This window comes from Clostridium sp. (assembly GCF_026168755.1).
Taxonomy (GTDB): Bacteria; Bacillota; Clostridia; order Clostridiales; family Clostridiaceae; genus Clostridium.
In genome coordinates this window covers 41,338-57,402 of record NZ_JAPFDR010000009.1, presented here as the reverse complement: position 1 = coordinate 57,402, position 16,065 = coordinate 41,338, and the positions used below count along the sequence as shown (strand labels likewise).

General features: G+C 29.6%; 10 protein-coding genes and 1 pseudogene. All 11 read left to right on the top strand.

The features are described 5' to 3' along the window. The first annotated feature begins 294 nt into the window (after nucleotides 1-294). Nucleotides 295-3,120, top strand: a complete 2,826-nt coding sequence (uvrA, locus tag Q0Y03_RS05440) for an excinuclease ABC subunit UvrA (protein WP_297712829.1) — start codon at nucleotides 295-297, stop codon at nucleotides 3,118-3,120. 74 nt (nucleotides 3,121-3,194) lie between these two features. Beyond that, the gene (locus Q0Y03_RS05435) at nucleotides 3,195-3,644 is read left to right on the top strand and encodes an FHA domain-containing protein (RefSeq protein WP_297712828.1); all 450 of its coding nucleotides are present in this window, start codon (nucleotides 3,195-3,197) and stop codon (nucleotides 3,642-3,644) included. Between the two features lie 85 nt (nucleotides 3,645-3,729). After that, nucleotides 3,730-4,953: an FtsW/RodA/SpoVE family cell cycle protein gene (locus Q0Y03_RS05430; RefSeq protein ID WP_297712827.1), complete on the top strand. Its 1,224-nt coding sequence runs from the start codon at nucleotides 3,730-3,732 to the stop codon at nucleotides 4,951-4,953. 4 nt (nucleotides 4,954-4,957) lie between these two features. After that, nucleotides 4,958-6,511: a penicillin-binding transpeptidase domain-containing protein gene (locus Q0Y03_RS05425; protein WP_297712826.1), complete on the top strand. Its 1,554-nt coding sequence runs from the start codon at nucleotides 4,958-4,960 to the stop codon at nucleotides 6,509-6,511. Nucleotides 6,512-6,731: 220 nt separating this feature from the next. Then, complete coding sequence (uvrC, locus tag Q0Y03_RS05420) at nucleotides 6,732-8,597, top strand: excinuclease ABC subunit UvrC (protein ID WP_297712825.1); 1,866 nt, start codon at nucleotides 6,732-6,734, stop codon at nucleotides 8,595-8,597. Between the two features lie 78 nt (nucleotides 8,598-8,675). After that, on the top strand, nucleotides 8,676-9,590 hold the full coding sequence (gene murB, locus Q0Y03_RS05415) for a UDP-N-acetylmuramate dehydrogenase (protein WP_297712824.1): 915 nt from the start codon (nucleotides 8,676-8,678) through the stop codon (nucleotides 9,588-9,590). Between the two features lie 164 nt (nucleotides 9,591-9,754). Next, entirely contained in the window at nucleotides 9,755-10,639 is an 885-nt protein-coding gene (gene rapZ / locus Q0Y03_RS05410) for an RNase adapter RapZ (RefSeq protein ID WP_297712823.1), read from the top strand. Beyond that, nucleotides 10,636-11,961, top strand: a complete 1,326-nt coding sequence (locus Q0Y03_RS05405; RefSeq protein WP_297712822.1) for a gluconeogenesis factor YvcK family protein — start codon at nucleotides 10,636-10,638, stop codon at nucleotides 11,959-11,961. The genes rapZ and Q0Y03_RS05405 overlap by 4 nt, the downstream gene beginning before the upstream one ends. 166 nt (nucleotides 11,962-12,127) lie before the next feature. After that, complete coding sequence (gene whiA / locus Q0Y03_RS05400) at nucleotides 12,128-13,078, top strand: DNA-binding protein WhiA (protein WP_297712821.1); 951 nt, start codon at nucleotides 12,128-12,130, stop codon at nucleotides 13,076-13,078. 25 nt (nucleotides 13,079-13,103) lie between these two features. Then, nucleotides 13,104-14,252 (top strand): annotated as a pseudogene (gene dnaE / locus Q0Y03_RS05395) (DNA polymerase III subunit alpha); the annotation flags it as partial. Further along, nucleotides 14,229-15,653, top strand: coding sequence for an LAGLIDADG family homing endonuclease (locus Q0Y03_RS05390; protein WP_297712865.1), 1,425 nt, complete (start codon nucleotides 14,229-14,231; stop codon nucleotides 15,651-15,653). The pseudogene dnaE and the gene Q0Y03_RS05390, both read left to right, overlap by 24 nt. Nucleotides 15,654-16,065: the final 412 nt, after the last annotated feature.

Sequence of the window (16,065 nt, the reverse complement as noted above, 5' to 3'; positions counted from 1 at the left end):
AAAAAGTTTTATAAAAAAGGTCTCTTATCAGTTTGGAGTTAATGTTTAGTTTATTACTAGAGCTATAATATCCTTTAAACAAGATTAATAAAGTTTAATTATTAGGTGGCTCTCGCACTAATTATTTAGTACGACAGCCACCTTTTGTTGTATAAAAAATATGGTAATAAGGTATAAAATTCATTGACAATAAAAATCAATAAATCTAAAATTAAATAAAGAATGTTTGTTCGAGAGTAAAATATACTATTTCTGACAAAAATAAAATTGAAGTATATTGAAGAGGTTAAAAAAATGAAAGATAAGATTATAGTAAAAGGTGCAAGAGTACATAACTTAAAAAATGTATCATTAGAAATACCAAGAGATAAATTAATAGTATTTACAGGGTTATCAGGTTCAGGTAAATCTTCTTTAGCATTTGATACGCTATATGCAGAAGGACAAAGAAGATATGTTGAATCTTTATCATCATATGCGAGACAATTTTTAGGACAAATGAATAAGCCTGATGTTGATTATATTGAAGGGTTATCACCAGCAATATCAATAGACCAAAAAACAACTAGTAAAAACCCAAGATCTACAGTAGGAACAATAACAGAGATATATGATTATCTAAGACTATTATATGCAAGAATAGGTATTCCACATTGTCCTAAGTGTGGGAAAGTAATAAGTCAGCAATCTGTGGATCAAATTGTGGATCAAATAATAGCTATTGGGGATAGAACTAAGATTCAAGTTTTAGCTCCAGTTATAAGAGGAAAAAAAGGAACACATGAAAAAGTATTAGATAGTATTAAGAAAAATGGATACGTAAGAGCCAGAGTTGATGGTGAAATATACGAACTAGCAGAAGAAGAAATAAAGTTAGAAAAAACTAAAAAGCATAATATAGAGGCTGTAGTAGATAGACTTGTTATTAAGGAAGGAATTGAAGGAAGATTAAGTGATTCTTTAGAAGCTGCATTAAAGTTAGGTGAAGGGTTAGTAATTATAAATATAATTGGAGATAAGGATATATTATTTAGTGAAAATTTTGCTTGCCCTGATTGTGGAATTAATATACAAGAATTTGAGCCAAGAATGTTCTCATTTAATGCTCCCTTTGGAAAATGTGAAAAATGTGATGGTTTAGGAACATTGATGGAAATAGATCCAGACTTAGTTATTCCAAATAAGAATCTAAGTGTAATGGAAGGAGCTATTGCAACTTGGGGAGAAGGAAGATTAAAAGATGATTCATGGACTTATGCAATTTTAAAAGCATTAAGTGAAGAATATGATCTAGATTTAAATAGACCTATAAAGGAATTATCAAAAGAACATGTGGATTTATTATTATATGGAACAAATGGACATAAGTTAATAGTTACTTACACTAAGGATGGGGTAAAAGGTAAATATTCATATTCATATGATGGAGAAATAAATTCACTTGTAAGAAGATATAAAGAAACAAATTCAGATGTAATTAAAGGCGAAATTGAACAATATATGAGTAATAAGTATTGTCCAAAATGTAAAGGAGCTAGACTTAACAAAGAGGTTTTAGCAGTTACAGTTGGTGATAAAAACATATATGAGTTTACACAAATGCCTATTAAAGAAGAATTAGATTTTATTAATTCATTAAACTTCAGTGAAAAGGAAAGAATAATAAGTGATCAAATAGTTAAGGAGATTAAAAGTAGATTAAAATTCTTAGTTGATGTTGGATTAGATTACTTAAACTTATCAAGAAGCTCAGGAACTCTTTCAGGAGGAGAAGCTCAAAGAATTAGACTTGCTACTCAAATTGGATCTGCTTTAATGGGAGTTTTATATATTTTAGATGAACCTAGTATTGGATTACATCAAAGAGATAATGATAAGTTAATTCAAACTTTAAAGAATCTAAGAGATGTTGGAAATACTGTTATAGTTGTTGAACATGATGAAGACACTATGAGGGAAGCAGATTTTATAGTAGATATTGGACCTAGGGCAGGAGAGCATGGAGGACAAATTATTGCTGCAGGAACTGTAGATGAAATTAAGGCATGCAAGGAATCTATTACTGGTCAGTATTTAACAGGAGAAAAAGAGGTTAAAGTTCCAGAGACAAGAAGAGAAGGAAATGGACAATTTATTACTGTTGTAGGAGCAAAGGAAAATAATCTTAAAAACTTAACTGTTAAATTCCCATTAGGAGTATTAACAATGGTTACTGGTGTTTCTGGTTCTGGTAAGAGTACATTGGTAAATGAAATTCTTTATAAGGGACTAAATAAAATAATAAATAAGAGTAAGAATCCAACTGGAGCCTACAAAGAAATAACTGGTTATGAAAGTATAGACAAGATTATAGATATAGATCAAAGTCCAATAGGAAGAACACCACGTTCAAATCCAGCAACTTATACAGGAACTTTTGATATAATAAGAGAATTATTCTCTCAAACACCAGAAGCTAAAATGAGAGGATATAAACCAGGAAGATTTAGTTTCAATGTAAAAGGTGGAAGATGTGAAGCATGTTCAGGAGATGGAATTATAAAGATAGAAATGCAATTTTTATCTGATGTTTATGTACCTTGTGAGGTTTGTAAGGGTAAGAGATATAACAGAGAAACTCTTGAAGTTAAATATAAAGGAAAAAATATTGATGATATTTTAAATATGACTGTAGAAGAAGCATTGGAGTTCTTTGAAAATATACCAAGAATAAAGAATAAAATTCAAACATTAAAAGATGTAGGATTAGGTTATATAAGATTAGGTCAACCATCAACACAATTATCAGGTGGTGAAGCTCAAAGAATTAAACTTGCATTCGAATTATCTAAGAGAAGTACAGGAAAAACATTATATATTTTAGACGAACCAACAACAGGGCTTCATGTTGATGATGTTAATAGATTAGTATATATATTACAAAGATTAGTTGATGCTGGAAACACTGTTGTAGTTATTGAACATAATTTAGATATGATTAAGTGTGCTGATTATATAATAGATTTAGGACCAGAAGGTGGAGATAAAGGTGGTACTTTAGTAGCACAAGGTACGCCAGAGGAAATAGTTAAAAAAGATAAATCATATACTGGAAAATATCTTAAGAAGTTATTAAGATAATTAAGATGGCTTGTTATTTTTTACAATAGGATTTAATATATAATGGTAAGCATACATTAATTTGAGGTGAAAATATGAGTTTTGGGAAGGTAGCCACGTTTATAGCTGGAATAATTTTTATAATTTTGTTATATGTCATTATATATTACTCATTAAAGATAATGTATAAGGATGTTAAGACTGGTGGAAAGCAAAAAAATAACAATTCAGGTATAAGATATGGTATAGAAGTTATTCAAACAGGTGTTAACTCGACATTAGAGCAGGGTTCGGTAGTACCTATTAGAGGAATAACTACTTTAGGAAGAAAGCCAGATAATACAATTGTTTTAACAGAGCCCTTTGTATCAGGAAATCATGCAAAGATATATACTAAAAATAATAATTTATATATTGAAGATTTAAATAGTACAAATGGTGTATATGTTAATAGCGAAAAAATAGAAGAAAAGTTCAAGCTTATTGCTGATGATGAAATTAAAATAGGAAGTGCTATTTTTAAAGTTTTAAAATCAGGTAAGTAAAACTCTAAATTTATGATTTAGTTTGGTTAAAGTTATATCTTTGACCATAGAAAAGATGTTTCATTTAAAGAGTAGAGGTGGATTTATGAAATCATTAAAGCGTGAAAAAAGATTACTTAGACTAGTATATCTGCTATGCTTACTACTTTTTACAACCTTAGGTTTTTTACAAAAGCCTTTTGATACCTTTGCATTAATAATGGGAGTAGTCTTATGTGTTCTAATAGGCTATTCCCACTTTGTAGTTAGAAGATTTTACCCGGATGGAGATAAATTTATACTAATTTTTGCAAGTATATTGGCTGTAGTAGGAGTAGCAACATTATATAGAATAAATAGAGTAACTGCAATTAAGCAACTAGTATGGATTGCTATAGGTGTAGTAGGTTATATTTTAATTGTAGTAATTTTGCCTGATTTAAGGAGTTTTGCAAAATATAAAAAGGTATATATGATAATAACGTTAGTATTAATGCCATTAGCATTAATATTTGGTACAGAATTATACGGTGCAAAAAACTGGATTATAATAGGAAAGGTCATTTCTTTTCAACCATCAGAGTTTGGAAAAATAGCTCTTGTATTATATTTAGCTTCGGCTTTAGCTACATATGAAAATAAGCAGAATTTCAAACAAGATTTTAAAGAATTATGGCAACCAGCATTAGTAGCTGGATTTTCTATGGGATGTATGGTACTTCAAAGGGATTTAGGAAGTGCATTAATATTTTTTGGTATTTCAATAACGTTATTATATGTTGCAACAGCTAAGAAGAAGTATGTGTTTACAGCATTAGGTTTAGCTGCAATTGGATCAGTTGCTGGATATTCAATGTTTGGACATGTAAGAGAAAGAGTTAAGATTTGGTTAGATCCATGGAAATATGCTTTAGGAGAATCCTATCAAATAGTTGAAGGAATGTATTCAATTGCTGCTGGAGGATTATTTGGTGTTGGAGTAGGTCAAGGTCATTTTCAAAACTTGCCAGTTAAAGAAAGTGATATGATTTATGCAATTATTTGTGAAGAGTTTGGAGTAATATTTGCAATTGGATTAATGATAATATATTTCTTACTATTCTATAGAGGTATAAGAGCAGCATTTGTTACAGATGATAAGTATTCACAATTAATAGCTGTTGGCTTTAGTACAATGATAGCTTGCCAAACATTAGTTATAATAGGAGGAATTTTTGCAGTTATTCCATTAACAGGAATAACATTACCTATTATAAGCTATGGTGGTTCGTCAGTATTAACAATATTTTTTGCTTTAGGAATATTGCAAAAGATATCAGAGGAGGCATAAGGATATGAATGATTTAGCAAAAAGCGTTAAAAATGTAATGACTGTATTTTTAGTTTTCTTTATAGCATTAATATCCTATATTGCTTATTTTCAATTAATTAAGAGTCCTAAGATTAACGAAATGTCAGGTAATACAAGAGTTATTGCTGTAAAAAATGAAGTTTTAAGAGGAACTATATATGATAGAAATGGTATAGCGCTAACAACTAGTGAAAGATTAAATGAAACATCTCAAAAAAGAGATTACTTATATAGTGATTTATATGTTCATGCATTAGGATATACTAGTAATGTTTATGGAACAACTGGTTTAGAGGAAGAGTATGATAGTGAATTAACAACTTATAATGCTTTTGGAAATAATTTCAGACAGTTCTTAAGCAGCATTGATGTAAAAGGTCTTATAGAAAATATAAAAAATGATAAAGCTAATACAGGAAGTTTTAATTTTTCAAGTAATTTTAAAGCTTTTATGGATGGAATTAATTTTGATGAATTAACAAAGGAAGCTGATAAAGTTGGAAATGGTGTTGTAACAACTTTAGATACAACATTACAGCAAGTAGCATCGGATGCATTAGGAGATAATAAGGGCGCTGTTGTTGCATTAAATCCTAAAACAGGAGAAATATTAGCAATGGTATCAAAACCTACATTTAATCCTAATAATTTAGCTGATGAAATGAATAAAGCTAATAGTGGTAGTGCAGATGATACACCATTAATTAATAGGGCTATAAATGGACTTTATCCTCCAGGTTCTGTATTTAAGACTGTCACGTTAACAAGTGCTTTAGAAAATATGCAATCAGTATCTAATAGAACATTTCAGGATGAAGGTAAGATAAAATTCCAAGATGGAAGAACATTAAGCAACTTTGGTAATAATGTATATGGATCAATAGATTTAAAACAAGCATATAAGGTATCAAGTAACGTTGTATTTGGTACATTAGCAATGGAACTTGGAAATGATGCATTAAAAGCTACAGCAGAAGAGTATGGATTTAATTCAGTAATAACTGGACCTGGAGTATCTATAACAGCAAGTAGATTCCCTTCATTAGATAGTTCAGAGGTTGGTAATATAGCTCAAAGTGGAATAGGGCAAGGAAGTGTTTTAACTACACCTATGCAAATGGCTTTAGTATCAGCTACAGTGGCTAATGATGGAGTTATGATGCAACCTAAATTAGTTAATTCAATTGTTGATAAAGATCAAAATGTAATAAAAACTATAGATGGTAAAGAATTGAAGCAAGTTATGTCTAGTGATATTGCAGAGACAATTCAAGATTATATGACTAATTTAGTTGATAGCAATTTAAGTAAGTGGCCAGCATTTAAAGGAACTAATGCTGGAGGAAAAACTGGTACAGCAGACTATACTTTATCAGATGGAAGTGAAGCAACTCCACACAGTTGGTTTATAGCAGCAGCACCAATGGATGATCCGCAAATAGCAGTTGCAGTAATCGTTGAAAATGGTGGCACTGGTTCAGGAGCAGCAGCAACAGTAGCTAGTAAAGTTGTTAGGCAAGCAGTTTTAGGATATTAAAGTTAATAGTTTAAGAATATATAATAAATAGACTTAATAGATAAATGTTAATTTAGAGCAGTTAAGAGTTAAGAAAGAGAGTTAAGAGTTTAGGATTAAATTCAGATTTAGCTGAATTTATAAAGAAGAGTATCTAAGAAATTCCTTGTGGAGTTTATCCTTTAGCTTTTAACTATTAAATCTTAACTCTTAACTTTTTTACATAAGAAAGGGGAGTAAGATGTTTGATTTTGAGTATCATCTAAAAAATTTACCAGATAAACCTGGAGTTTATCTAATGAAGAATTCATTAGGTGAAGTTATTTATGTTGGAAAAGCAAAAATTTTAAAAAATAGAGTAAAAAGTTATTTTCAAAATTCAAAGAATCATTCTGAAAAAGTAAGGGTTATGGTAAAGAATATTGCTGAATTTGAATATATAGTTACAGATTCAGAGATGGAAGCACTCATTTTGGAGTGTAATTTAATAAAGAAATATAGTCCTAAGTATAATATCTTGTTAAAAGATGATAAATTCTATCCTTTTATAAAAATAACTACAAAGGATGATTTCCCTAGAGTTTTTGTAACTAGAAATTTTGCAAAGGATGGGAGTAAGTATTTCGGGCCATATACTAATGGAGCAGCAGTATATGAAACTATAAATTTGATATATAAAATATTTCCTTTAAGAACATGCAAATTAGCAATAAAGGAAAATGGCGAACTTGTGAGACCATGTTTAAATTATCATATAAAGAAATGTTTTGGACCTTGTGGAGGACATATAGGTAAAGAGGAATATGGAAAGATGATAAGTGACATAATTGATATTTTAAGTGGAAAAGAAACTTATGTTACTAAAATGCTTAAAACAGAAATGGAGAATGCAGCAGAAAATTTAGAGTTTGAAAAAGCTGCATCATTAAGAGATAAGATATTAGCAATAGAAGCCATAGTTGAAAAACAAAAAATATTTAAGACTATGGAAGGTGATGAAGATTTTATCAATATTGATCAAGATGAAAAGGATAGTTGCATTCAAGTATTCTTCTCTAGAGATGGAAAGATACTTGGAAGAGAACATTTTATATTTGAAAATACAGCAAATGAAAGCATAGCAGAAATATTAGAAGAGTTTATAGCATCATTTTATGGTGGTACAGCTAAAGTTCCTAAAACAATATATGTTCCTGAGGTTAATGAAGTAGAGTTAATGGAAGAATATTTGACTATAAAAAGAGGTTCCAAAGTATGGCTTAAAGTTCCACAAAAAGGACAAAAAAAGGATATGCTAGAAATGGTTAAGAATAATGCTAAGATAACTTTAGAGAAATTTAAGGATAAATATTTAAAGGATAAAGAAATAAATAGAATAGCATTACAAGAACTTCAAAATTTATTACAGCTTGATGAGTGGCCAGCTAGAATAGAGGCATATGATATATCTAATATTCAGGGTGTAGATTCAGTAGGAACAATGGTTGTATTTGAAGAAGGAAGATCAAAAAATAGTGATTATAGAAGATTTAAAATAAAAACTGTAAAAGGTGCTAATGATTATGATAGTATGAGAGAAATTCTAACTAGAAGATTTAATCATGGACTTGAAGAGATAAAAGCGATTCAAGAGAGAGATTTAAAGTTATCAGCAGGTAAATTTTCTAACTTCCCGGATTTAATAATGATGGACGGTGGTAAGGGACAAGTAAATATAGCTCTAGAGGTATTAGAAAGTTTAAATATAAATATTCCAGTATGTGGTTTAGTTAAAGATGATAAACACCAAACTAGGGGTATAGTATATAATAATAAAGAGTTAATAATTAATAGAAGCTCAAATTTAATGCAGCTAATAAGAAGAATACAAGATGAAGTTCATAGATTTGCAATAACATATCATAGAAGTTTAAGAGATAAGAGAACTTTACATTCTATTTTAGATGATATACCTAATGTTGGAGAAAAGAGAAGAAGAGCTCTATTAATGAAGTTTGGTAGTGTAGATAATATTAAAAAAGCAACAGTTGAAGAATTGCTAGAAGTGCCATCTATAGATAAAAAATCGGCAGAAAGTATTTATATTTACTTTAATGGTAATAATTAAGAGGAAATTACTTGTTTAATATTATAATATACTTTATACTATTAAACTGTAAATATTTTATATTTTAAGGAGCTTATTATGAATAAATACGGTAAATTTGTAGAGCTATTTAGGGAATTTTACAATGAAGATAATATTAAAATAGATGAGAAATTAAGTAGTTATGTTAATTTTAAAGTTGGAGGACCAGCAGATATATTATTAATTCCAAATTCAAAGGAAGAATTAAAGAAGAGCATTTGTATTTGTAGAGAAAATAATATTCCTGTTTATGTTATTGGTAATGGATCTAACATATTGGTTAGAGATGGTGGATTTAGGGGTGTTGTTATATCACTAAAAGGCGTTCACAATGTAACTGTAAATGATGAGAGAATTGAAGCAGAGTGTGGTGCAATGTTAAAAGAAGTTTCTGATAAAGCTATGGAAAATTCATTAACTGGATTTGAATTTGCATGTGGAATACCGGGAACTATTGGTGGAGCAGTATTTATGAATGCTGGTGCTTATGATGGAGAAATTTCACATGTTGTTGAAAGTGTTGAAGTAATTGATGAAAATTGTAATATAATAAACCTTACAAATGAGGAATTAGATTTCGGATATAGATCTTCTTTAGTTATGAAAAAAGGATATATAGTATTATCAGCTGTATTTAAATTAAAAAAGGGCCAAGCAAAAACTATTAAGGAATTAGTTGATGATTTAACTAATAAAAGAGAGTCTAAACAACCACTTGAATATCCATCAGCAGGAAGTACATTTAAGAGACCAACAGGGTACTTTGCTGGTAAACTTATTCAAGATTCTGGACTAAAGGGATATTCTATAGGTGGAGCTGCTGTATCAGAAAAGCATTCAGGATTTGTAATTAACAAGGGAAATGCTACAGCTAAAGATATTACTGACTTAATAGAGCATATTCAAGATGAAGTTAAAAAGCAGTTTGGAGTTGACCTTCATACGGAAGTAAGAATAATAGGTGAAAAATAAGAAGTTACCAATTGGTAGCTTCTTTTTTTATATATATGATATAATTGAAATAAGTTATTTTAAAGTAAATTTATAAGCTTTAATTTAGTTATTGGACTTTTCAAATTCAATATAAATTGAGAAGGTGCTTTCGACATTAATAAATAGATTTTTGGAGGTATGACATGAGATTTATTATAGTTACAGGATTATCAGGGGCAGGTAAATCAGAAGCTACTAAAAGTTTAGAGGATATGGGATATTTTTGTGTAGACAATCTTCCACCAACATTAATAACAAAATTTGCAGAAGTATGCAGACAAAGTGATGGGAAAATAGATAAGGTTGCATTAGTTATAGATATAAGAGGTGGAATATTCTTTAATGATCTATTCCAAAGCTTAAGAGAATTAGAAAAAGAGCAATTTAAATATGAAATATTATTCTTAGATGCAACTGATGAAGTGCTAGTAAAGAGATTTAAAGAAAAGAGAAGAAGTCATCCATTATCGGGGGGAGGAAGAGTAATAACTGGAATAGAACTAGAAAGAAAAAAATTAAGAGAAGTTAAAGATAAATCAGATATTATAATAGATACTTCAAAATATAAAATAGGTGATTTAAGAGAGGAAATGACTAAGTATTTTGGAGATGAAACATTGCCAGAAAAGCAATTATCAATTACTGTATTAAGCTTTGGATTTAAATATGGTATACCAGTTGATTCTGATTTAGTATTTGATGTTAGATTTATACCAAATCCATTTTATATACCAGATTTAAAACCATTTTCTGGCTTAGATACACCAGTTAGAGATTATGTATTAAATCAAGAGGAAACTAAAGTATTCTTAGAAAAAATAAATGACATGCTGGAGTTTTTAATTCCTAACTACCAAAAAGAAGGAAAGAGACAGCTTATTATTTCAATAGGATGTACAGGTGGAAGACATAGATCAGTAGCTATAGCAAATCAAATTTATGAAAATTTATATGATAAGAACTATAATGTATATATTGAACATAGGGATATTAAAGAAGATGTTCATAAAGGGGATAAAAAACTATGATAATGGAGTTTTTAATGAAACCGGGAATAAGAATGAAAAGATGGATATTCCTTGGGTTCGTTGGGGTAGTTATACTTGTACTAGGTATTGTTGAAACTTTTTCAAATAAAGATTATAACAGCACTATAAGAGTTTTATATTTATTTTTAAGTTTAATTGGAATTGTAATAATGTATATAGCATTTTCTGAGTTTGTTAAGTCATTTATTTCTTTAATAAATTCTGAAAAGGTTAAAATAACAATAAATGATAAGAATATAGAAGAACTTGTAGATGAGAAGAGAGTTCATGTAGGTGGTCCTAAAGTAGTTGTTATTGGTGGAGGAACAGGATTATCTACAATGTTGAGAGGATTAAAATTATATACGAACAATATAACAGCAATAGTAACAGTTGGAGATGATGGAGGGGGGTCAGGAAAGCTTAGAGCAGACCTTGGAATGCTTCCTCCAGGTGATATACGTAACTGTATTTTAGCATTAGCAGATACTGAGCCTATTATGGAGGATTTACTTCAATATAGATTTAAAGAAGGTTCATTAAAAGGACAGAACTTTGGTAATTTATTCTTAGCTGCAATGGCAGGAATAAGTGATAATTTTGAAGATGCTGTACAAAAAATGAGCTCAGTACTTGCAGTAACAGGAAAGGTATTACCCGTTACGCTTGATGATATGAAGCTTATAGCAGAGCTTGAAAATGGAAGTGTAGTAGAGGGTGAATCTATAATACCAGAAGAGGTTATAAAACAAAAAAGTAAGATAAAAGAATTAAGAATTAATCCAGAAAGAGCTAAGCCTTTAATGGACGCACTTATAGCTATTAAAGAAGCTGATGCTATTGTTATGGGACCTGGTAGTCTTTATACTAGTATAATACCAAATTTATTAGTTGAAGATATAGTTGAAGGGATAAATAAGAGTGATGCAATAAAGATATATATATCTAATGTAATGACTCAACCAGGTGAAACTGATGATTTTGCGGTATCTGATCATATAAAGACATTAATGAAGTATAGTGGGAAAAATAGTGTTCAATATGTTATTGCAAATAATGGGACAATTCCTAAGGAGATAGAAGAAAGATATTTAAGTCAAGATTCTAAATTAGTAAAATTAGATTATGAAAACATAGAGGACTTAAACGTAAAAGTAGTTGAAACTGATTTAGTTAAGATAACTAAAGGTTATGTAAAGCATGATGCAGAGCATTTAGCACAGATTTTAATGACAACTATTTTAGATAAAAAGTTACTTTATGATAAAAAGAAAATTATAGAGTATATGTATTTATCCAGAAAGATAAGAAGCAAAAAGTAAAAATATTAGGCTGTATTGAAGTTTGAACTGCCCCCTGTCAAGTAGACTGGAGGCAGTTCAAAGTTTTTTAGGTATATCCTAATTTTCCAATATTATAATATGATACATAAGGCACAGTTTATGGTATAATGAAGTATACATTTATAGTTAGTTAGGAGAAGAATTTATGTCGTTTTCAGCGAAAGTAAAAGGAGAAATATGTAGATATACTGATATATCTAAAGAGGAAGCATTAGCAGAGCTTTCAGCAATAATGAAAGGTAGTGGAACAATAGGATTTAGTGGGAAGGGTCTTAGCTTTAGAATTACAACAGAAAATCCAGCTTCAGCAAGACATATATTCACTATACTAAAGGAACACTTTAATATACATTCTAAATTAATGGTTAAAAAGAGTAACTCTTTAAAGAAAAACAATATATATATGGTTTTAATTGAAGAAGATATGGGAGTTAGGGACTTACTTCAAGAAACAGGGATCTTTAGAGAAATAGATGGGGTATTAACTATTGATTATAAAATAGATTCTGAGATGGTTAAAGAGGAAGAGTATAAGAAGGCTTATATAAGAGGAGCCTTTATTGGTGGAGGAAGTGTAACTAATCCTGAAAAGACATATCATTTGGAGTTTGTAACTCATAGTGAAGAATATGCAAAAGATTTATCTAAGCTTATTAATTCTTTTGGATTAAATTCAAAAGTTATTCAAAGAAAAAATAGCTTTATAATATATATAAAAGAAGGTGAGCAAATAGTCGATCTTCTAAATATTGTTGGAGCGCATACTTCATTACTTGAACTTGAGAATATAAGAATAATGAAGGAAATGAGAAACAACGTAAATAGACTTGTTAATTGTGAAACAGCAAATTTAAGTAAGACAGTTAATGCTGCAGTAAGGCAAGTTGAAAGTATAAAGCTTATACAAAATAGTATAGGGCTTCAAAGATTACCTAAAAATCTTCAAGAGGTTGCAGAGCTTAGATTAAGTTATCCAGATGAATCACTTAAGGAGCTAGGGGAAATGCTAGATCCACCAGTAGGTAAATCAGGAATAAACCATAGATTAAGAAAAATAGAGAAGATAGCTGAAGAAATTAGGAGTGGAAACTACTAAATAGTCAAAATAAGGAGGTGTCTTATTGGAAAATAAAAAGTTCTGTCATCTTCACCTACATACTGAATATAGTTTGCTTGATAGCTCAGCTAAAGTTAAGAAAGTTGTTAGTAGGGCAAAAGAGCTTGGAATGGATAGCATAGCCATTACTGATCATGGTGTTATGTATGGATGTGTAGCTTTCTATAAGGAAGCTATAGCACAAGGTATTAAACCTATACTTGGTTGTGAAGTATATGTAGCAGGAAAGTCTATGAATATTAAAATTAATGATAAGGATAATGGTACATATCACTTAGTTTTATTAGTAAAAAATGAGGTTGGTTATGAAAATTTAATGGAAATAGTATCAGCAGCATCTATTGATGGGTTTTACTATAAGCCGAGAGTTGACCATGATTTCTTAAGAAAACATAGTGAAGGTTTAATAGCTTTAAGTGCTTGCTTAGGTGGAGAAGTACAAAAGAATTTATTAAGAGAAGACTATGAAAAGGCAAAAGAAGTTGCCTTAATGTATAAGGATATCTTTAAAGATGGTTTTTACTTAGAAATACAAGACCATGGAATAGAGGAGCAAAGAAAGGTTACAGAGGGGAATATTAAGTTATCTAGAGAAACTGGTATTCCTTTGATTGCTACTAATGATGTCCATTATATTAATCAGGAAGATTCAAAAGCACATGATATTTTAATGTGTATTCAAACAGGGAAGACTGTAGAGGATCAAAATAGAAGAAGATATCCTTCAGATCAGTTCTATTTAAAGTCGCCAGAGGAAATGTGGGATATGTTCTCTTATGTTCCTGAAGCATTGGAGAATACAATTAAGATTGCTGATGAATGTAATTTTGATTATCAGTTTCATGTTTCTAAGTTACCAAACTTCCCAGTTCCACAGGAATATAAAACTCACTTTGATTATCTTGAAGAGGTGTGTTTTGAAGGGTTAGTTGAAAGATATGATGTATTTGAAAAGTTTAAGGATAAATTAATCAATGTTCAACAGATAAAGGACTTTGCAGAAACTAATGAGGAAGCAAAGGAGTATGTTGATAGATTAAATTATGAACTTGGTGTAATTAATCAAATGGGATATGTTGATTATTTCTTGATTACTTGGGACTTTATTAAGTATTCGAATGATCATGGGATACCAACTGGACCAGGAAGAGGATGTTTCTTACCAGGGACAGAAATACTTTTAAGTAATGGCTCAATTAAAAACATAGAAAATATTAGGATAGGTGATGAAGTTATTACTGCTTATGGTAATATGCAGTTAGTTGAAAATCTATTAAGGTATGATATTAAAGAAAAAATAGTAATTATTGAAAGTGCTAATGAAAAGGTTAAGCTTACAAGTGATCATAAAATGTTAGCCATAAAAGCTTCAAAGTGTACTAAGGTCTGGAAGGATAGAAGCAAGCTACCAATAGTTTGCAAAGAAAGCTGTTCTTTAAAAGAGAAATGTAAAAATCCAGCATATAAAGATTATAAGTTAGAATGGATAGAAGCTAATAAATTAGAAAAGAATGACTTTGTAGTTTATCCAAGAGTTAAAGAAGAAATTAAGGATGTTAAGTATGATTTATTGGATTATTGTAAGCATGAGGATCATCTAAGATATGATAATGAACATATTTGGTATGAAATAGGGAGTAATAAATTACAATCTAAAAAAGTTAATAGATTTATAGAGCTAAATACTAATCTATGCAAATTGTATGGATACTTTATATCAGAAGGATGGACTACTATTAATGAAGATATAAGAGAATATAAAGTTGGTTTTGGATTCAATAAGAAAGAAACTGAATATATAGAAGATGTATTAAATTTAGTTAAGTCTGTATTTGGTTTAGAAGGATATGTGAGAGAACATAAAATTAAGCAGAGTACATCGATTGAATTTAATTCAAAGATTATATCAGAGTTTTTAAGAATTCAATGCGGTGAAGGAGCTAATAATAAAAGGATACCATATGATGTTGTTAATGATGCTAGCAATAGTGATTTAAAGCTGTTAGTGGCAAATATGTTTAGGGGTGATGGAAGTCATAGTGATATTAACTGTGAGAGTTCATCATTTAGAATTAAATACACTACAACATCAATTGAATTAACTAGACAGCTTAGAATGATACTCGCAAGATTAGGATATTGGAGTACTTTTAAGGTTAGAGTAAAGCCTGAAGAAAAGATGCATGATGAGTATTCAGTTTGTGTATCTGGAATGCAGTTATTAAAGTGGAATGATGATTTTGAAAATTATCAGATTCCAGTTAGGCAGCAGAAGTTCTTTAGAAATGATAGTTTTTATATGGATGATGATTATTTTTATATAAAAATTAAGAGTAAAACTGAAGAAGAGTATATAGGAAAGGTATATGATTTATCTGTTCCAGGGGATACATCTTATATAGCAAATTCTATGGCAGTTCATAATAGTGCTGCTGGTTCCATAGTTGCATATACTCTGGGAATAACAAAAATAAATCCGATAAAGTACAGCTTGCTTTTTGAGCGTTTCTTAAATCCTGAAAGAGTAAGTATGCCAGATTATAAAAAAGTTTAAACTAAGAATATGTAAATTTTCTTAGGGGTGTAGAGTTTTGAAAAGAAATGAATTAGATAATTATAAAAGTAAAATTATTAATTTATATATAAATAAAAATATGTCATGCAGTAAAATAGCAAACTTATTTAAGTAGAAAATATAATAAATATATTGAGTTAAAATCTACATTTTAAACTTTATAGTCGTGCATATTAGAAATAATATGCTTAAAGAGCCTCGAATTGCTTGAAAGCCCTTAGAGTTATTAATGCTACAACGTAAAGATGAAATAAGCTTAAGCGTGAAAGCTAAAAAATTAATAGATTGGGTAATAAGCAGCGAAGTCCTGAATAGGGAAACGTTCAACGACTAGTCCGAGGGGACGTAGCTATCTTTAAGTGAAATTCCAAATTTTAATTTTGTAAATTGA